The following is an 18,261-nucleotide window of genomic DNA, read 5'->3' on the forward strand; positions in this document are numbered from 1 at the left end:
AAGCGGCTGAAGCGTGGACGTCAGCTCCGCGTGATTGTCACCGGCAGCGAGCCAATACCGTGCAGCACGAAGCTGCGGTGGAAGGGGATGTCGGTATCGGGTTTTGCGATGCGGACCTCCTTGGTTCGCGACAGCAGGACGCCGAGTGCGATCTTGGCCTCCAGCTTGGCGAGATTCATTCCCAGGCAGACGTGTTCGCCGCGGCCGAACGTGAGATGGCGACTGCCCGCGTTATCGATGTCGAGTTCGTTCGGATGCTCGAACGCCGTGGAGTCGCGATTGGCGGAGCCGGTCACCAGGTAGATCAGACCGTCGGCGGGGATTCTGACACCACCGATCTCCGTGTCGGCAACCGCGACCCGCCACACACCCTGCACGGGAGCTTCGAGGCGGAGCACCTCGTCGACGAACAGCGGGAGATTCGCGGGGTCTTCGCGCAACCGCTGCTGCAGCACGGCGTCGTCCGCCAACTTCCACACTGCCGAGGTCAGCAGATTCGTCGTGGTTTCGTTGCCGGCGACCAGAAACTGGACGAGCATCTGCAGCATCTCGTCGAGGGTCAGCGGCTCTTCGCCGTCGAGGCGCGCGGCTATCAGGTCACTGAGCAGGTCGTCAACTGGATTCTCCTGGCGTTTGGAGATCTCTTCGGTGAAGTAGTCGTAGAAGGCGTTGACCTGATCGAAGATCTCGACGACTGCGTCGTTGTCGTGCTCCAGCGCCCCGACACCGCGGGTGAACGCGTTGGACCAGTCCTTGAACATGCCCATCAATTCCGGCGGTACGCCGAGCAGCGTGGCGATCACCGTCATGGGAATCGGAGTGCTGAATGCGGGAACGATATCGAAACCGGCTGTGGTTTCCGGCATTTTGTCGACAAGGCTGTGAGCCAGCTCTTCGACCGAGTCGTGCAGTTCGGCTACGCGTCGCGGGGTGAATCCGGCATTGACGAGCGAGCGCTGGCGTTTGTGCAGCGGCGGGTCGGAGAACAGCAGCACGCGCGACTTGCTGAGTTCTATGCGGCGGGCGGCCGCCACGCGCGTGCGCTCGGGCAGCGACTCGTTTTCGAGCACCTTTTGTGCCAGACCGGATACCGAGCTCGGCCCACTGGCGAGCCGGTTCGAGTACGAAGTCGCGTCGCGCAGAACCTCGAGCACATCGTCGTGGCGGGTCACGACCCAACCGCCGAGTCGCTCGCTGTACTCGACGGGCGCGTCGTGCCGGGCGGTTTCGTAGACAGCATACGGACAGCGCACGACGTCGGGCCTTAAGGCGAGAAGGTCGTCCATGGTCGCCGCCGGGCAGGTTCCGGTCGCAGTCGGCTGAGACACCGTTACTCCTCGATTTAGATGATCGCTACAAAGTATAGGAATAGACTATTCGACGTCCCGGAGTCGTGTCCACCACCTGCAGGATTCTGCGCCGAGCTCATACGACGAACTGCCCGTACGCCAGACCTGCCGGCCGCTGAATCTGCTTTGTAGCCTTCACAGATCGAGGACCAGACGTGTTCCCTGACAGCGGCTGACACAGATCATCATGGTGTCGCCGGTGTCCTGTTCGTCGGCCGTCAGATAGTTGTCGCGATGGTCTGGTTGCCCGTCGAGAACCCTCGTCTCGCATTCCCCGCAGTAGCCCTCCTCGCATGAGAACGGGTGGTCGGGAAGCACCTTGTGGACTTCCTGCAGGATCGAGCCGCCCTCGCCCACGGCGAAGGTCACGCCGGTCCGTCGGAGCTCGACTTCGAACGCGCCGCCGCTGGTGTCGATCGGACCGCTCGCGGCAAACCGTTCGAAGTGCAGCCCACCAAGGTGCGGATGGTGCGGGAACTCCCTCGCGACGGCGTCGATCATCGCGCCCGGCCCGCAGGCGTAGACCATGGTGCCCGGTCGTGCGGCGGCCTGGATCGACGTCAGGTCCGGATAGCCGCGCTCGCTCTCTATCCATATGTCCACCTGCTTGCCGAGCGCCTGGAGCCGGTCGTGATAGGCCATCGACGTTCTGGTACGACCTCCGTAGACGAGTGACCACTGACTGCCGCGCTTCTGGACCTCGTTGATCATCGGGATCAGCGGCGTGATCCCGATGCCGCCCCCGACGAAGAGGTAGGAGTCCGCCTCGACCAGGGTGAAGTCATTACGGGGGGCGCGGACGTCGAATTGAGATCCAGCGCAGACGATTCGATGAAGCTCGCGAGAGCCACCCCTGCCATGCTCCTCCCTCAGGACGGCGATGGTGTAGGACGCTTCATCCGATGCGTCGCCGCACAGCGAGTACTGCCGCGAAAGCCCGGAGGGCAGCTGGATCTCGATGTGGGCGCCTGGGTGCCAGGGCGGCAGCGACTGCCTCGCAGGGTGGCCGAATGTCACCTCCAGCACTGCATCGGCTACCTGGCGAACCGAGGTGACCTGCACAGTGAATCGGTCGGTGGGAGCGTTCGTCGTCGTCATCAATCGCCTTCCCTGTGTGCTGCGACAAGTGCCTTGAGGTTGGTAAAGGCGCCGAGCTACGCTTGCCGGCAGTCGATTTCGGAACAGAAGTTCGTCTCGACGATGACACTGGTCAGACCGTTGGCAACGAACACCCGGGCGGTCTCCTCGTCGACCGACATGCGCCTCCCCGCAGTGGATTGCAGCGCTAATCGATACACCGCGCCATGTGCGGAGCCTCGATGGCTACGGCAACACGGTCACCCGACAGAGTGATTTGCTTCCTGAATGTCGGACACCGGTCACCGTCGAGTCCGCCGTCTCGATAGTCGTGCAGTAGAGTATTTAGTACTCGACTACTATCGCAGCGATCGAACGTCCGCACAAGCGGGTAACAAGTGCGACAGGGCGCCCCTCTCGCGGTGAACTCAGCTCGGGACGCCGTCCTTGTACATTGAGTCATCGCTTCCAGGAGGGACGTGGGTCGCCGTGGACGTCACCAAACCGTGGGTCGTTGACAACGAATTGAGCATCCGCTGGCCGGTATACACACGGGCCAACGCTGCAGAGGTGTCCGGAACCGTGGCTACGCCATTGTTCTGGACGATGATCGGCGGTGCCGCCATCGAAGCGCAGTGGCAACGCGCACTGGCGGAGTTCGGGGCCTTCGACGTCGGCGAATTCCGGCCGGACGCCATCGATATTCAAGGCTTGGTGCATGGCTACGTCTATCTCAACCTGTCGCACGCGCGGACCTTCGGCGCGCGGATGCCCGGCGCCACTCCCGACCTCATGGACCGAACCTATTTGGGTGACGTCAAAGCGCCCTCGTATGTTCCGCATCCCGACGACGACCGTCCCGAGTTCGCCAAGAGGATACTGGCCACCATCGACCGCGTGATGGCGGAGACGAGCCGACCAGACCTCGAAGAGCACCGCCAACTCGCCGAAAAGTTGCGGGCCGAGCGTCCCGACCTCGGCACGCTACGCGATGACGAACTACTCGCGCGGCAGCGCACCATCATGCGTCAGACGTATGCCCCGACGTTCCTGCGCACGCATCTGCGCATGATTTACGAAGGTTCTGTCGTGGCCGGCGCTCTCGACCAGGCGTTGATACCGTTGGGGGACCCCACGTTGGCGGTCACCCTCACAAGCGGGCTTGGCAGCATCGCTTCGGCGGCGCCCAATGAAGCCATGTGGACCTTGAGCCGAATGATCCGCGAGTCGATCACGCTAACTGCCGAATTCGATTTCGGGCCAGTTGAACTCGAGATGCGGCTGCGCGATTCGGGCGCTCCTGAGGCACGGGCTTTCATGACAGGATTCGACGACCTGCTGTACCGGTTCGGGTCCCGATCCACTCAGGAATGGGAAGCCAATGCCAAGACTTGGGAATCCTTCCCGGCAATCCCGCTGGGAATGATCGACCGGATGCGGCTGCAGCCGGAGGAGAAGAACCCGGCGGCTCAGGGCCGACGGCTCCGTGCCGAGCGCGACCAGGCGATGGCGCATGTGCGCACCCAGCTGGTGGATGAACCGGACCAGCTGCGCGCACTCGAAGCGGCGGTGCGATCCGTGGTCCTGTATTCAACCGCACGTGAGCAGAGCAAGACGAATACGGTTCGCGTGCTTCACGAGGCTCGGCTTCCCATGGTCGAATTGGGCCGTCGTTATGCGGCGCTCGGTCACTTTCGCCGCCCCGACGACATCGTGATGTTCCGCGAGGGCGAACTCGACGGACTGATCGCCGATCCGGGTGGGTTCGCGGATCTCGTTGCCGAGCGGTGGGCGTGGTTTGACGAGCTCTCCGAGGTGGAGCCGCCCTTCATCATCGAAACGGGGAACGTGCCTCCGATCACCACCTGGGTGCGCCGCAAGGACCCCGTCATCGATGTTGCCGTTGCCGGTGACGTCCTCACCGGCCTGCCGGCGTGCTCGGGTGTGGCCACGGGCGTGGCCCGCGTCATCAACGATCCCGAGGACGCGGGTGACTTGGAGCCGGGCGAGGTCCTGGTCGCACCGTTGACCGATCCAGGCTGGACGCCGATCTTCACCTCTGCGGAAGCGGTGGTGGTGAACGTCGGCTCGGCGATGAGTCACGCGGCGATCGTGAGTCGGGAGCTCGGTATCCCCTGCGTGCTAGGAGTGAAGAACGCAACGAAGCGGATCGTCGACGGGACCGTGGTCACCGTCGACGGCGCGGCGGGCACGGTCACCGTTCACTGACGTCCTGCCGCGGCTTGTTGACGTTGCGCGTTGCGCTGGGCGACGTATCGCTCCCCTCGAAGCGATTGGTGATTGCCAAATAGTCTAACATCCAACTATCGTGGAGTAGCGTATGTCGTATCCGCCGCCCAAGGAGACACAGTTGCCACACCTCGCGACAGGCCAACGCGCATCGTCCAGATCGAACCGCGCGTCATGATCCGACGTCAGCGCGACGTCGCCGTTGCTTTGAATGATCGCCCCAGGAGAGAAGCCGTCGCGACCTGATACGAGGTGACTCCACTCGTGGGAGCCGCGGTCGAACTTGTTGCAGAACACGTGCCACATGATCTGCTTTTCGAGGAAGGAGCCGGCGGGATGGATCCCAACCCCGATTACGTCGCCAGTGGCGAGATCGAGTATTTATTCCATGGTTTTCGTGGGTGTTACGCGCCGTATGCCCGCCTCCCGAATATCCGCCGGTGAAGCCGCGGTCGCACATCATATCGGCGCTGAAAGTCGTTCCATGAGAAAGCTAGTTGCTCTGCAGCGGACTTTGTTCGCCGTTGTCATCGCCGTAAGTCTGTGGTCGGCCGCGGAGGTCAAGGCCGCAGCCGCCGAGATGCTGATGGTCCCGTCGTTCGCGATGGGGCGCGACATTCCCGTCGCGTTTCAGGCTGGCGGTCCACACATGGTAGTCCTGTTGGACGCGTTCAACGCCGGGCCGGACGTCAGCAACTGGGTCGGAGCGGGAGCGTTTAATACACTTGCGGGCAAGGGGTTCTCGGTGGCTGCACCAGCGGGTGGCGGATGGAGCATGTACACCAACTGGGAACTGGACGGATCGAAGCAGTGGGAGACGTTTCTCTCCGATGAGCTACCAAACTGGTTGGCGGCGAACAGGGGGCTGGCTCCAGGAGGCCACGGAGTCGTCGGCGCATCTCAAGGCGGCACTGCGGCGTTGACGTTGGCGGCCTTTCACCCGGAGAGGTACACGTACGCCGGATCCCTGTCGGGTTTCCTGACCCCGTCCGCAACGGCGATGAACGGCGCGATCGCTGCGGGTATGGCTCAGTTCGGCGGGATCAACACCCAGGACATGTGGGGAGCCCCGCAGCTGGGCCGGTGGAAGTGGCACGACCCCTACTCGCACATTCAGCTGCTGATCGACAACGATACCCGGCTGTGGATCTTCAGTCCCTCAACGACGACGTGTAGTGATCCCGCCGCGATGATCGGCCACTGCGATCAGGCGCAGGGCAGCAACAAGACGTTCTACACCGGCTACCGGACGGCGCAGGGACACAACGGTCATTTCGACATTCCAACCGCCGGTGAACACGACTGGGGGACGTGGGGACCGCAGCTCGCAGCGATGGCCGAGGACATGACGACGGCGCTCGCAAGAAAGGGGTGATCGTGAGACGAGGTACCGTGGTGGGTGCTGCAACGTCGTTAGCGATTTGGGGCGCAGCCGTTTTCGTGGCCGTCCCGGCCAGCGCCGACGTTTCGGAGGATCCCTGCGCCCTGGCGGTGACTGTTCTTTGTCGTTTCATGCCGATCGCCCCCGAACTCGACGGGGACGTCGACTTGACGACTCAGCTACCCGCCGCGCCCAACGCAGAATTCGCGCCTCCAACGGACCCGTGCGGGCTCGGATGCGTCTAGAAAAGTCCTTCGGTCCCCAGCGAATCTGGGACGACGTGACGTTTGACCTCCCCGCGGGTGAGGTCAGCGTTCTGCTCGGCCCGTCCGGTACCGGTAAGTCGGTGTTCCTCAAGTCGCTGATCGGCCTGCTGCGCCCCGAGCGTGAGATCGAGGGTGTACGGCCGCAGATCCAGGCGACACCGGGCATGCCGGAGCGCCAGGCGGTCGGTCGCCGTCAGGCCCGGGTCCGCGAGATCATGCACACGCTGCCGCCCGCCGCGCAGGAAGCCATCCGCGACGNCCNCGAAGGCACCCANAAGTACGCCGCCCACGAATTCGGGGGCGAGCCCGCCGTCCACCACCGCGCCGTCGACGACGACGCCCCCACCGGCCGCATCCTGGTCGGCAGAGGACCCTCGAATGAGCGGACAGGCTGATGAATTGAGCGAAACCGAGATTGAGCTCGAGCGATTCGTAGCGAAACACCTGCCTGCATGCGATTCCCAGCGCAGTCATCGCGGGCCCCAGCCGTCGATTACGTTCACCGGCATCTGCGACCGTGCGCGCGAGATCATCGATGTTGAAGGCTTGCCCGCGCTCACGGTGCGACGACTAGCGGACGAACTGAAGATCTCCACACGAACGCTCTACAAGCGAGTCGGTTCTCAACACGTCCTACTTCGCGGTGTGGCTCGTATCCATGTTTCGCGCATGAACATCAGGGTCCGAGAACTCGACACCTGGGAGACGACTGCGTGGAAATGGTGCACCGAACTCCATCGAGCGCTTCGCGCACACCCGCATCTGACCGAGCTGCTCACCGATCACGACGTCCAGATGCTCAGTAGGCAGAGTAAGGATCTCGCGAGACTCGCGACACGTGAGGGGCTTCCAGAAGGTGCCGCGACCGCAGCCTGCCGTTGTCTCGTCAACGTCACCGTCAGCGACGCGCTTCGCTCGACACGGTCCGTCAGCCATGACGACACCTTCGGTGGCGGCGAGACTGCCACTTCGACCGCCGACCTCTTTCGTACCGTGCAGTGGATCATTGCTGGAGTGCGAGCGGAGTTCACGACGACGTCTTGGACAGACGCTGAGATAGCCGTTGGGTCGAAAACGCCGCCATAGCGCTCAATCCGAGTGTCAAAGGCTCGGACCGTCGGTGCAACGTCGGAGAGCCTGGTTAGGGCTGGGAGCGCCGGTGCAAACGTCTGTAATTCGGACGGGTGCTCCGCGGCGATAGGGCATGTCGCATGCCTTAGCGGAGTGCTTCAGATGCGAGCACATCGACCTCCAGTGCTGAGTCGTCAGGCGCCACCTGGGTCTAGCTGAATGTCCCGCGACAGTCTGTAGATCCTAGTCAGATAGAACTTCTCACCGCATCGACTCTTCGACGAGTCCGGGGGAGCCTACTCCACAATGTACAACGCTGTTGGACTGTTGTGCTGTCGGTTCATCTGACAGTCTGATCAGATGCAGCGGACGGATCGGCGAATCGGACTCTTGGTAGCGGCTTTCGCGGCGGCCTTCGCAGGCCTGACATGTTCTCCTCCGGCGTTCGCGGTGCCGGCGCCCGAAGTCGAATACGTTTACAACGTGATGGTCCGACGGTCCTTCGACTTCCCGAACAATGACGCGCTCGGATATGGCTGGGGGATCTGCAATCAGGTCAGCCGAGGAGTGTCGTATGCGGATGTGGTTACCGGTACCAAACGTGACGTCTTTCCCAACGATGAGCAGGCGGCAAACTACGTAGTCTCCAACGCGGTCGGAATCCTCTGCCCTGATCAGATTTGGCAGTTGCGGAACTCAGCCGCTGGCTATCACCGAACCGGTTAAGCATTCGGTGGCATCTCACCAGTGGGGGACTGGTCGGCCATGTAGTGTTGGAAATGTCGGCGCTAGCGTTGAACACCCTATTGACGGGCGGAAGCTGGGTCCGCCTGGCGGCAGAAGCAGTCAGTCACAGGCCATGAATGCGGTCACCTAACACTCTCGCGGACACCTCGCGCTCGGACTCAGGAGAGAAGGGATCAATCCGGTTGGTGGCTGGAGGATCCGACTCGGAAACCGTTGCAACAATCCAAGATCCACGGTATGGCGGCCTAGTGGTGGTGTGTTTTTCGTCTCGATGGATCACGCGTTTACTTCCTTGCTCGCTGTCCTTGACAGCGCTCGTGTCGGCAACTCGGCATTGGGCTCACCCTCAGCCGCGGTTTCACTTCACGGGTGATTCGAGTGCCGCAAAGAGAAGGCCGCCTAGCATGGCCGTGTTCTTGTGAAACTGCACGCGCTGCAATTTGCGCGCCGCCGGATCGTTGATCGACCAAAAGGCGTGCCCTGCAGCGGTAGTAGGCATCAGGGACGCCGCCAACATCAATGCAGAGAGTCTGGGATAGACTCCGGCGGCCAGCGTGACCCCACCGACGGTCTGCACCGCGGCGTTGGCACGCACCATCAGTTCGTCCTCGGGTAGCGGAAGGATTCTTCGGAGCGCATCCAGTAGGGGAGCGGCCATCTGCGTACGCCCGCCAGGCGTACGCAGCGCATCCCAGCCGAGAATTGCGTAGGTGGAACCGGTGAGAAGTCGAGCTGCCCATAATGCATGTTTCATGGCTGTTCCTTCACTATCTCTCTATTTCGACGGTTCTCGATGGTGTGAAGCACGCTGTCAGACAGGGAAAAACAACTCACCGTAGTGCGGCCGTGTCGTATCCGGTCGCAAGCCGCTGCCGCACGGTTCCGAGGTAGCGTGCCGCGTCGGCGCCGTCCACGATGCGGTGATCGTAAGACAAGGAGAGGTACGCCATCGAGCAGACGTCGATCTGCAGATCGCCGGCTTCACCGCGTTTTGGCGCAAGACGCTCGATGACGGTTCCGATCCCGAGGATTGCGGACTGTGGCTGATTGAGGATCGGGGTATCGAACAGTGCCCCTCGGCTGCCGGTGTTGGTGACCGTGAAGGTGCCTCCGCCGAGGTCATCGACGCGTATGCTTCCGGTGCGTACACGGTCGGCGCAGTCGCCGATCTGCTGCGCGAGCTGGGTGATACTCAACGATGCTGCATCTCGAATCACGGGGACCATCAGGCCCTTGTCACTGTCGACTGCTATGCCCAGATGCACGGCGCCGTGGTAGGTCACCTCGGTGCACTCCGGGTTGAGCGACGAGTTGATCACAGGATGCGCTTCGAGCGCTTTGACCGCCGCCGCTACGAAGAACGGCAGGAACGACAGCTTGATTCCGGTTCGTTGTTGAAACGCGTCCTTCTCCCGGGACCGCAGGCATGCGATCGCTGTGACATCAACCTCGACCACTGTCGTCAATTGTGCTGCGGTGTGCAGTGACTCGACCATCCTCCGGGCTATGGTCCGGCGGATCCTCGGCAGCTTCTCCACGCGATCGGCACCCGCGACCGAGACCGGCGCGAATTCGGTGGCGACTTTCCCCGCGGGTCCCTCGACTACGACTTCGGTGTCATCGGCTTCTTCGGCAGCGTTGCCACCGATGATGGCGACCGCTCCTCCCACCTCGATCGGGGAATTCTCCGCGACCAGGATCGCGAGCAGGATGCCGGCGATCGGAGAGGGGATCTCGGTGTCGACCTTCTCGGTGGCTACTTCGAGCAGTGGCTCTTCCGCCTCGACGCTCTCGCCCACTGTCTTCAACCATCGAATGACTGTGGCTTCTGTGACGTCCTCCCCGAGAGCGGGTAACGCCACCGTGGTGCCCGCCTGGGTAGTGATCGGGGACATCAGTGTTGTCTTCTTCGTGGGTGGTTTCGGCTCACGTCAGCTGACCAGATCCAGGGCAGCGCGCACGATGCTGTCGGTGTCAACACCGTGGTACCGGTAGACGTCGTGCAGGGATCCGGCTTGGCCGAATTCGCTGATGCCCAGCGCGGCACCTGGAACGTTGTTTATGCCAGTCAAGAACGCCAACGTGTGCGGGTGGCCGTCGAGGACGGTGACCATCGGGGCTGCCCGATTGGCGGGAAACACTTGATCGAGAATCCACGATGTACGCTTCGAGAGCGCGCGACGGGCCTGAGAGGCCTCGAACAGCAGGCCCGGACTGGTGACGCACACGATGTCGGCGGCGATGCCCTGCTCGGCGAGACGGTCACCGGCAGCGATGGTTTCGGTGATCATCGCCCCCATGCCGACCAGCGCGACGACCGGGGTGTCGCTGTGGCGCAGGGTGTACGCCCCCGCGATCACCTGGCGGCGCCGGCGCTCCCGGGCCGCGGGATCGGTGGGTATCGCGGCCAGGGTTTGGTCCACGGGGCGGGTCGACAAGCGCAGATAGGACGAATTGCCGTCGGGGCGGCCGAGGCGCCCGATGGACGAGAGCAGAGTCCATTCCACGTCTATGGCGAACGCTGGTTCGTAACTGACGCAGCCGGGTTGCTCGAGGCCGATAGAGGGTGTCTTGATCGACTGGTGCGCGCCACCCTCGGCCGCCAATGTCACCCCAGACGGCGTACCGACGAGGATCGATTGGCCGCCGGCATAGATTCCGTACGACCAGGGCTCCAGGGCGCGTTCGACGAACGGGTCGTACATCACCCCGATCGGAAACAAGGATTCGCCCCAACGGCTCCATGTTGCGCCGAGTTCCCCGATCAACCCGACCAGGTTCGTCTCGGCGATCCCCAACTCCATGTGCTGCCCCGCGGGGCTCTCCCGCCAGTGCATGATGGTCTCGGCATCGTCTGCGAACCAGTTGTGCCGCTCGTTGGGTGACCAGACCCCACCTTGTTCAGCCAGCCGGCAAGATTGGTCGTTGAGCTGACATCGGGACTGACGGTGACAACACGCTTGGCTGCTTCAGGGGCTTGACGCGTGAGGTCCATCAGCGTCCGACCCAACGCAGCTTGCGTTGTGGAGACGCCCGATGGCGTGCGTCCGATATCTAGCGGCACCGTAGGGGGCGTGCTGAGTTCGACCGCTTCCCGAGCTAGCCATCGTGCCGTGGAATCACAGGTTTCACCTGCCGCGCTGTCGGCGTCGAACCGCTTCCACGGGTTCGCAGGATCCATACCGAGTTCGGCGGCAAATTGCTCGTACTGGGCCGGAGTCAGCAGCGACGAATGGTTTTGTGGGTGCCCCTGGGTGGGCAGGCCGCAGCCCTTTATTGTATAGGCGATGATGACCGTCGGGCGGGTGTCATCGATTTGGGCGTATGCGGCTCGTAGCGCGTCGAGGTCGTGTCCACCCAGGTTGCGGATGGCCCCGGTCAGAGTGTCGTCGTCGAGCTCCTCGATGAGCTTCTCGATAGCTTGGGCACCGGCGCCGCCGCCGGGCAGCCGAACCCGCACTTCGTCGGCGCTGCACCGGAGCAGTCGCTGGTATTCCGGGTTGGTCATCTCGAGGATTCTGCTGCGCAGTTCTACCCCGTCGGGTCGAGTGAACAAGGACTGCAGCAGGTTGCCGAACTTGACCGTGATCACCTGCCAACCGGCAGCCGAGAACATGCTTTCCAACCGACCGGCGGCGATGTTCGGCACCACCCGGTCCAGCGACTGTCGGTTGAGATCGACAATCCAGACGATCTCGCCGAGCTCAGCAACAGAAGTGTCGAGGACCGCTTCCCACACCGCGCCTTCGTCCAGTTCAGCATCACCGACAAGTGAGTACTGCCTGCCTGTCCCGGCGCCGCCGATCGCGGCTTCAACATACCGGCGGGCTATGGCGCCCCAGATCGGGGCGGTAGCGCCGATGCCCACTGAACCCGTCGAATAGTCGACCGGATCAGGATCTTTCGACCTACTGGGGTACGACTGCAACCCTCCGAAATCGCGCAAGGTCGTCAAGTACGACTCCTCCAGTTCGCCCAACAAGTAGTTGATGCCGTGAAGCACCGGTGAAGCATGCGGCTTGACCGACACACGGTCGCCCGGACGCAGCTGCTCGAACCACAGCGACGTCATGATGGAGACCATCGACGCACACGACGCCTGATGGCCACCCACCTTGAGCCCTGTGGGATTGGGCCGAATCCGGTTGGCGTGATGAATCATCGAGGTCGACAACCAGAGAACGCGGCTCTCGATTTCCCGCAGCGTGGCGGTAGCAATGCTGCTTCTCGCGGTCTGCGGGTCGATCGACGGAATAGTCACAGTCATAGGGTCACTTCCTCCGAAGGCGTCGGGCTCGGCTTTGACGTGGTGATGCAGGCGCATCACGATCTACTGCTATGCAGAATCCTCGACGAACGTCTGATTCAGCTCACCGATCCCGCCGACCCAGCTGTGCAGAGAATCGCCGGGTTGCAAGAAGCGCGGCGGCTGGTGGCTGACGCCGACACCTGCGGGCGTCCCGGTGAATATCACGTCTCCTGGATACAGAGTTACCGTTTCCGACAACGCTGCTATCACTGCGGCAACCGAGAAGATGAGGTCGCTCGTGCGACTCTTCTGTTGCTCCTCGCCGTTGATAGCGCAACCCAACTCCAAGTCGTCGGGATCGGCCAACTCATCCGGTGTGACTAGCCAAGGCCCCTGCGGGGAGAAGCCCGCGAACGACTTGCTGAGGCCGAACTGCGCTGCTGCACCGCGAAACTGCGATATGCGCTCCGAAATATCCTGCCCTACCGTTAAACCCGCCACGTACAGCCAGGCGTCTTGGGCATCGATCCGGCTGGCCTCGCGGCCCATGATGACAACCAACTCCACCTCCCAGTCGACGTTGCCGCCGGCGGGAATGGCGACTTCAGAGTCGGGTCCGGAGAAGCTGGAGACGTACTTGGTGAAGATCGGCGGAAGCGTCGTAGGTGAGTCAAATCCTGACTCAGCCGCGTGTTGGTGATAGTTCAACCCCACAGCGAACACTTGCCGCGGAGCCGGTGATGGAGCCCCCAGCGCACTCCTGTCCACCTCGACACCACCTAGCTTGTCGTTGACCAATCCTCGGTCCGCCACCCACGCGACCACGTCATCCCAGGCCAGATAGATATCTGGAAGTGCGGGACCTAACCGGCCGCCGGACGCGATGGCCAGATCGACTGCCCGCTCTGCTCCAGGCTCGCCGACCACAAGAGCGGCGCGGTCGACGAGGTTGGCGATGCGCATGAAGTCCTCGATTTTCCATTGCGGTGCATGACGTGCCTGCAATACGGCGTTAGTATTCGAACCAGATCACTGTTGACTCGAAAGTTAATTGGCGGCACAACTACAGAGCTATCCGGTACGCGCCCTGGGTGGTCCGCCCTGCGAAGTAGACTGCATAAGGGGGACTCTAGGCGCCGACTGTTCGACCTAGGAGTCGCGAACATCAGGAAGTGCAGACACCATGGTTAATCTGCCCGAAGCGGCGTGGTCAGATCAGACGACACGTGGTCGGCGTGGAATCTACTGCGCCACGGACGACTTCGACGCTTATCGGGCCAGTGTCAACGAAACCTTCTATCCCGCTCGGCTCGAGATGGTGAGCGGCGCCCAACGCCTGTCGGATGCTCGAATGTTGGCGGTGCGTCTGACTCACATGACGGTGGGAGTTGTCCGGTTCGGTACCGATGTCCTCATCGATCCGGGCGCTGTCAGTGGCTATCACATCGACGTACCGCTCACGGGTTCACTGCACACGAGCTGCGGCCCCCAGACTGTGGTGGCGACCCCTGAGCTGGCTGCCGTTTACACTCCCGGCGAGCACACGTTCCTCTCGCGATGGGAAGCCGACAACACACAACTCGCCATCAAGATCGACCGGGGAGCAGTCGAACAGGAACTCGGCCAGATACTCGGACGTCCCGTCAACGGTCGAGTGCGCTTCGACATCGGTTTTGATTTGACCACTACCGCAGGTAAGCGGTGGGCGTCCACGCTGCAACTGCTCCTGGATACCATCAGCGATCCGGGGCCGATTCCGGCTTCGGCGCAGGTCGCGCAGGCCGGTCATCTAGAAAGGGCGCTGATCAGTGGACTGCTGCTGAATCAGCGGCATTCGATGACTCAGGCGATCCGCGACAGTGGCGATGGTTCCGACAATCCCGCAGCGGTACGCAGAGTTCTCGGCCTCCTCGAGGCAGCCCCAGGTGCTCAATACACGGTCGGCGACCTCGCGGGCGCCGCGGGGGTGGGAGTGCGGCAGCTACAGAAGCTGTTCCTCGACAGGTTCGAGATGAGCCCGACCGAGTATGTGCGGAACCTGCGACTCGACGGAGTGCGCGCCGATCTGCTCAAACACGAACCCGGCTGCACGGTCAGCGCGGTCGCATTCCGATGGGGTTTCAATCACCTCGGCCGGTTCGCCCATTACTACGAGCAGAGGTTCGCCGAACCGCCTTCTCGAACGCTCGGTGTTCGCCTCGGAGAGAAACACAGGTACTGAGCCGAGGGCCGCGGCTCGAGGTTGCGGCACGCCTTGCGGGCGTGGAAGTTCGCCTCCAGGACGAAGCGCGGCGTGATCCGGATATTCAGATTCGCGGCGCCCCTTTAGTGTCGTTCTTGCCCCGGAGTGAGCCGGATTACAGCACTGACCGAGGTCGAATCACGGGCTGCACCTCGTTGGTGATTCGATTGCGTTGCGGACAGCGTCATCGATGCTCACCAGATTCACCGGTGCCCAGCGCACCAGTCCAGGAAGTGAACCACTATGTCTGCCGCACCGAAATTCGCACATGTCGTATTTGAAACAGCGCAGCCCGCGCAGATGCGGGATTGGTACTGCTCAGTTCTCGACGGCCATGTCGTCTACCAGGACCAGGCGTTGTGCTTCATCACCTTCGACGACGAGCATCATCGCGTCGCCCTGCTGAGGCCGCCCAACGCACCTGAGCGTAAGACACCCACCACTGCAGGCGTGCATCACGTCGCCTACACCTTCGATCACTTGGACGATCTCCTGTCGCGGTACGAACAGCTTCGTGACAAAGGCCTGGTGCCCGCGGTCTGCATCGCGCACGGCGTGACGACCTCGCTCTACTATCGGGACCCGGATGGCACATTCGTAGAGATGCAGATCGACAATTTCGCCGAACCCCAGCAGGCCACCGACTACATGCTCGGGCCGGAGTACGCCGCAGACGCAGTCGGGCCTGCCTTCGACCCCGAGGTCATGCTTGCCGCCCGTCGCGCCGGCATGCCCGTCGAAGAACTCACCAACCGTGCATGGTCTATGAAAGCTCGGCTTCCGGACCCGATGTCCGTTCTCGTCGGTACGCACTGAATAGTTCCGCCCGCTGAATGCTTCGGGGAGGCCGATTGGTATCGACGCGGCCACGGTACCGATGCTTCCATCAATGTTCGACCGAATTCACCATCGATGCCGCCGACCGCCACGTGTCGTCGACTGCGCGTCTGCGGCGCAGCCTCCTTGGCCGTGAGATCAGATCACGTCATGCCCTGAGAGTCCGCCTCTGTCGCCCCCGCTTTGCCCTAGGAGCTCCGTGATGCCTGACGCAGTTGTTCGGCCCTGTCTGATGTGCGCGATGGAGGACGCTGATGAGTCCCGCACAGTGTTTCGTGATGACGTGTGGGCAGGTGAGGTCGTTACCGGGATGGAAGTGCCCGGCTGGTTCGTGTTGCGCACCCGCCGGCACGCCGAACTCCTTGTCGGCCTTGACGATACCGAAGTCGACACCTTTGCACGGCGCGCTCGCGACCTAATCGCGGCGGTCACCGAGGTCACTGGCGCCCCCGCCACCTATCTGATGGTGTTCGGTGAAAACCACAGGCACTTTCACGCGCTGATCACCGCGCGCGGAGGCGACGTGCCTACTGACCGGCGGAGCGGCAACATACTCAAACTCGTCGAGGAATGTTCCGCGCCGTCTGACGCCATCCGACTAGTCCCCGCCGTGCGCGAGGCATATGCCCGATCCGCCTCGGTTCGAACACCAGATGGCCACCAACAGATATCCGAGAAAGGCGACCAACCATGAACACTTTCCGAATCGCCGGACGGGCCGCAGTCGCCCTGACCGCGGCGGTTGTGGGCTGGTCCGTCCCGGCGCAGGCCGCCCCGGGCCGCCCCGCCAACGCCGAGGACGTTATCAATCAGCTCGAGGACCGCGGCATGCGAGTGGTCATCGACTGTCAGGGCCCCGTCGGGCCCCTGAGCGAGGCGGATATCTTCTCGGTTCGACTCAACGCCGGTGTCGTCTACGTCACCGTCGGCTGACGCGTCCTGAAGGCCGTTTGGCTGCCGACGTCCGGACCGCCGGGGGACGACCGTTGCGGAGACCGCCCTTGACGGATAGTAGAAACAAGCCGTGGATCGTTACCTTTCCTTCGCACGAGGTTGAACTTTCAGTTCATCGCTGCGCTTGTGCTCGGTCGGGCCGAAGGCGAAGGTGTTTAACGGGGTAGACGTCCCCCCATTCGGGTCCGAATTGGGGGCAGCGCTTGGTTGCGTTCGCTGTCGGTGTCATCGAGGTATGAACCTGCGCGGCGGAGGGGAGCGAGCAAGTGAACGAATGTCGCAAGTGCACAGCTGGTGAATGCAGTCACGCGGCACAGTGTCCGATGATGATTCGCTGGTACGACGATCCGTGGGACGACACGTTCTGGCGGCGCTGCGAGTGCGCCGCGTCGATCCAGACAGCGGTGTGCCCGGTCAAGTCCATGGACGTGGTGTACGACGTCGTCGTGTGATTCTTCGTGGTGATGGTTCAGGCGGTCAGTGCCGCGGGGGTGTCCTCCTGTTCTGACGGGGTGTCGTTGACGGCGCGGGATTTGCTCAGCACGTCGAGTCCGAGGTAGCGCCGGGACTCGGCCCATTCGTCGTGCTGTTCGGCCAGCACGGCACCGACGAGGCGGATCAGAGCGCCCCGGTCGGGGAAGATGCCGACGACGTCGGTGCGCCGCCGGATCTCCTTGTTCAGTCGCTCTTGGGGGTTGTTCGACCAGATTTGGCGCCAGATCTGCTTGGGAAACGCGGTGAACGCGAGCAGATCCGGCCGGGCAGCTTCCAAGTGCTCGGCGGTCTTGGGGAGCTTGTCGGCGAGCGCATCGATGATCCGATCGTATTGGGCAGCAACCGATTCAGTGTCGGGTTGGTCGAACACCGAGTGCAACAGGGTCCGCACCCACGGCCACGACGCCTTCGGAGTGACGGCCATCAGATTCGTCGTGTAGTGCGTGCGGCAACGCTGCCAGGCCGCGCCGGGTAGTGTCGCGCCGATCGCGGCGACGAGTCCGGCATGGGCGTCGCTGGTGACCAGTTTGACCCCGGACAGGCCGCGGGCGGTCAACGACCGCCAGAACGTCAACCAGCCGGCCCCGTCCTCAGCCGTGGTGACGTCGATGCCGAGGATCTCCCGGTAGCCCTCGGCGTTGACACCCGTGGCGATCAGGGCGTGCACATTGACCACCCGCCCGCCCTCACGCACCTTGAGCACCAGGGCGTCGGCGGCCACGAACGTGTACGGGCCGGCGTCCAGCGGTCGGGTCCGGAACGCCTCCACGGCGATGTCGAGCTCCTTGGCCATCACGCTGACTTGAGACTTCGACAGCGACGTGATGCCCAACGTCTCGACGAGCTTGTCCATCCGCCGCGTCGAGACTCCGAGTAGGTAGCAGGTGGCGACCACCGTGGTCAGGGCCCGCTCGGCGCGTTTGCGGCGTTCCAGCAGCCAGTCCGGGAAGTAGGAGCCCTGCCGCAACTTGGGAATCGCGAGATCCAAAGACCCTGCGCGGGTGTCGAACTGGCGGTGACGGTAGCCGTTGCGGGAGTTGGTGCGCTCGGTGCTGCGCTCGCCGTAGCCCGCTCCGCACAGGGCGTCGGCCTCAGCTCCCATCAGGGTGTGGATGAACGTGGCGAGCAGTTCGCGCAGCACGTCGGGATGGGTGGTGGTGAGTCGTTCGGCCAGCACGGCGGGCAGGTCGATATTGTGGGCAGCGGTCATCGCGTGTGTTCTTTCTTTGCTCGAGTGACTTTGACGGGTCTCTCGAAGAATCACGCGATGACCTTCAATCATTCGGCTACGACACGCCGGCGCTACTAATCAGGTCCGACTCGTACACCACTCTGCTGGACGC

15 protein-coding genes and 3 pseudogenes are annotated in these 18,261 nt (G+C 62.9%); 11 read left to right on the plus strand and 7 right to left on the minus strand.

Annotated elements, in window-relative coordinates:
• Positions 1-20: 20 nt before the first annotated feature.
• Both BEMPMBAN_RS23080 and BEMPMBAN_RS23085 read right to left on the minus strand, forming a co-directional pair.
• Positions 21-1,328, minus strand: a complete 1,308-nt coding sequence (locus tag BEMPMBAN_RS23080) for a cytochrome P450 (protein WP_234897656.1) — start codon at positions 1,326-1,328, stop codon at positions 21-23.
• A 156-nt stretch (positions 1,329-1,484) separates the two neighbouring features.
• Complete coding sequence (locus tag BEMPMBAN_RS23085) at positions 1,485-2,447, minus strand: PDR/VanB family oxidoreductase (protein WP_159233593.1); 963 nt, start codon at positions 2,445-2,447, stop codon at positions 1,485-1,487.
• A 561-nt stretch (positions 2,448-3,008) separates the two neighbouring features.
• Between BEMPMBAN_RS23085 and BEMPMBAN_RS23090 the strand changes: the two genes are divergently transcribed.
• The 6 genes and pseudogenes from BEMPMBAN_RS23090 to BEMPMBAN_RS23110 all read left to right on the plus strand — a co-directional run bounded on the left by BEMPMBAN_RS23090 (position 3,009) and on the right by BEMPMBAN_RS23110 (position 8,120).
• Positions 3,009-4,655 (plus strand): PEP-utilizing enzyme, encoded by a 1,647-nt coding sequence (locus tag BEMPMBAN_RS23090; protein ID WP_234897657.1) that lies wholly within the window; start codon positions 3,009-3,011, stop codon positions 4,653-4,655.
• Between the two features lie 505 nt (positions 4,656-5,160).
• Positions 5,161-6,051 (plus strand): alpha/beta hydrolase-fold protein, encoded by an 891-nt coding sequence (locus tag BEMPMBAN_RS23095; protein ID WP_159233595.1) that lies wholly within the window; start codon positions 5,161-5,163, stop codon positions 6,049-6,051.
• A gap of 241 nt (positions 6,052-6,292) precedes the next feature.
• Positions 6,293-6,445, plus strand: a pseudogene (locus BEMPMBAN_RS33260) (ATP-binding cassette domain-containing protein); the annotation flags it as partial.
• Positions 6,446-6,718, plus strand: a pseudogene (locus tag BEMPMBAN_RS33265) (ABC transporter ATP-binding protein); the annotation flags it as partial.
• A complete protein-coding gene (locus tag BEMPMBAN_RS23105; RefSeq protein WP_159233597.1) occupies positions 6,702-7,409 on the plus strand; it encodes a TetR/AcrR family transcriptional regulator in 708 nt (235 codons plus the stop codon). The pseudogene BEMPMBAN_RS33265 and the gene BEMPMBAN_RS23105, both read left to right, overlap by 17 nt.
• Before the next feature lie 471 nt (positions 7,410-7,880).
• A complete protein-coding gene (locus tag BEMPMBAN_RS23110) occupies positions 7,881-8,120 on the plus strand; it encodes a DUF732 domain-containing protein (RefSeq protein WP_234897661.1) in 240 nt (79 codons plus the stop codon).
• A gap of 379 nt (positions 8,121-8,499) precedes the next feature.
• Here the strand turns inward: BEMPMBAN_RS23110 and BEMPMBAN_RS23115 are convergent, their stop codons facing one another.
• The 4 genes and pseudogenes from BEMPMBAN_RS23115 to BEMPMBAN_RS23130 form a co-directional block, all read right to left on the minus strand.
• Complete coding sequence (locus tag BEMPMBAN_RS23115; protein WP_159233599.1) at positions 8,500-8,895, minus strand: DoxX family protein; 396 nt, start codon at positions 8,893-8,895, stop codon at positions 8,500-8,502.
• A gap of 76 nt (positions 8,896-8,971) precedes the next feature.
• Positions 8,972-10,036: a 2-oxo acid dehydrogenase subunit E2 gene (locus BEMPMBAN_RS23120; RefSeq protein WP_159233600.1), complete on the minus strand. Its 1,065-nt coding sequence runs from the start codon at positions 10,034-10,036 to the stop codon at positions 8,972-8,974.
• A 36-nt stretch (positions 10,037-10,072) separates the two neighbouring features.
• Positions 10,073-12,408, minus strand: a pseudogene (locus BEMPMBAN_RS23125) (transketolase-like TK C-terminal-containing protein).
• 69 nt (positions 12,409-12,477) lie between these two features.
• Positions 12,478-13,353, minus strand: coding sequence for a fumarylacetoacetate hydrolase family protein (locus BEMPMBAN_RS23130; protein WP_159233611.1), 876 nt, complete (start codon positions 13,351-13,353; stop codon positions 12,478-12,480).
• A 220-nt stretch (positions 13,354-13,573) separates the two neighbouring features.
• On the opposite strand from BEMPMBAN_RS23130, the gene BEMPMBAN_RS23135 reads away from it, so the two are divergent.
• The 5 genes from BEMPMBAN_RS23135 to BEMPMBAN_RS32975 all read left to right on the plus strand — a co-directional run bounded on the left by BEMPMBAN_RS23135 (position 13,574) and on the right by BEMPMBAN_RS32975 (position 16,875).
• Positions 13,574-14,611: an AraC family transcriptional regulator gene (locus BEMPMBAN_RS23135; RefSeq protein WP_159233601.1), complete on the plus strand. Its 1,038-nt coding sequence runs from the start codon at positions 13,574-13,576 to the stop codon at positions 14,609-14,611.
• A 264-nt stretch (positions 14,612-14,875) separates the two neighbouring features.
• Entirely contained in the window at positions 14,876-15,448 is a 573-nt protein-coding gene (locus BEMPMBAN_RS23140; RefSeq protein WP_159233602.1) for a VOC family protein, read from the plus strand.
• 223 nt (positions 15,449-15,671) lie between these two features.
• The gene (locus tag BEMPMBAN_RS23145; RefSeq protein WP_200846092.1) at positions 15,672-16,163 is read left to right on the plus strand and encodes a hypothetical protein; all 492 of its coding nucleotides are present in this window, start codon (positions 15,672-15,674) and stop codon (positions 16,161-16,163) included.
• The gene (locus BEMPMBAN_RS23150; RefSeq protein ID WP_159233603.1) at positions 16,160-16,402 is read left to right on the plus strand and encodes a hypothetical protein; all 243 of its coding nucleotides are present in this window, start codon (positions 16,160-16,162) and stop codon (positions 16,400-16,402) included. The genes BEMPMBAN_RS23145 and BEMPMBAN_RS23150 overlap by 4 nt, the downstream gene beginning before the upstream one ends.
• 344 nt (positions 16,403-16,746) lie before the next feature.
• The gene (locus BEMPMBAN_RS32975) at positions 16,747-16,875 is read left to right on the plus strand and encodes a hypothetical protein (protein WP_272952247.1); all 129 of its coding nucleotides are present in this window, start codon (positions 16,747-16,749) and stop codon (positions 16,873-16,875) included.
• Between the two features lie 17 nt (positions 16,876-16,892).
• Here BEMPMBAN_RS32975 and BEMPMBAN_RS23155 read toward each other — a convergent pair whose 3' ends face one another.
• The gene (locus tag BEMPMBAN_RS23155; protein ID WP_159233604.1) at positions 16,893-18,128 is read right to left on the minus strand and encodes an IS256 family transposase; all 1,236 of its coding nucleotides are present in this window, start codon (positions 18,126-18,128) and stop codon (positions 16,893-16,895) included.
• Between the last annotated feature and the right edge of the window lie 133 nt (positions 18,129-18,261).

Origin of the sequence: Mycolicibacterium austroafricanum (assembly GCF_902705885.1) — a bacterium.
In the GTDB taxonomy this organism is placed as follows: domain Bacteria; phylum Actinomycetota; class Actinomycetes; order Mycobacteriales; family Mycobacteriaceae; genus Mycobacterium; species Mycobacterium vanbaalenii_A.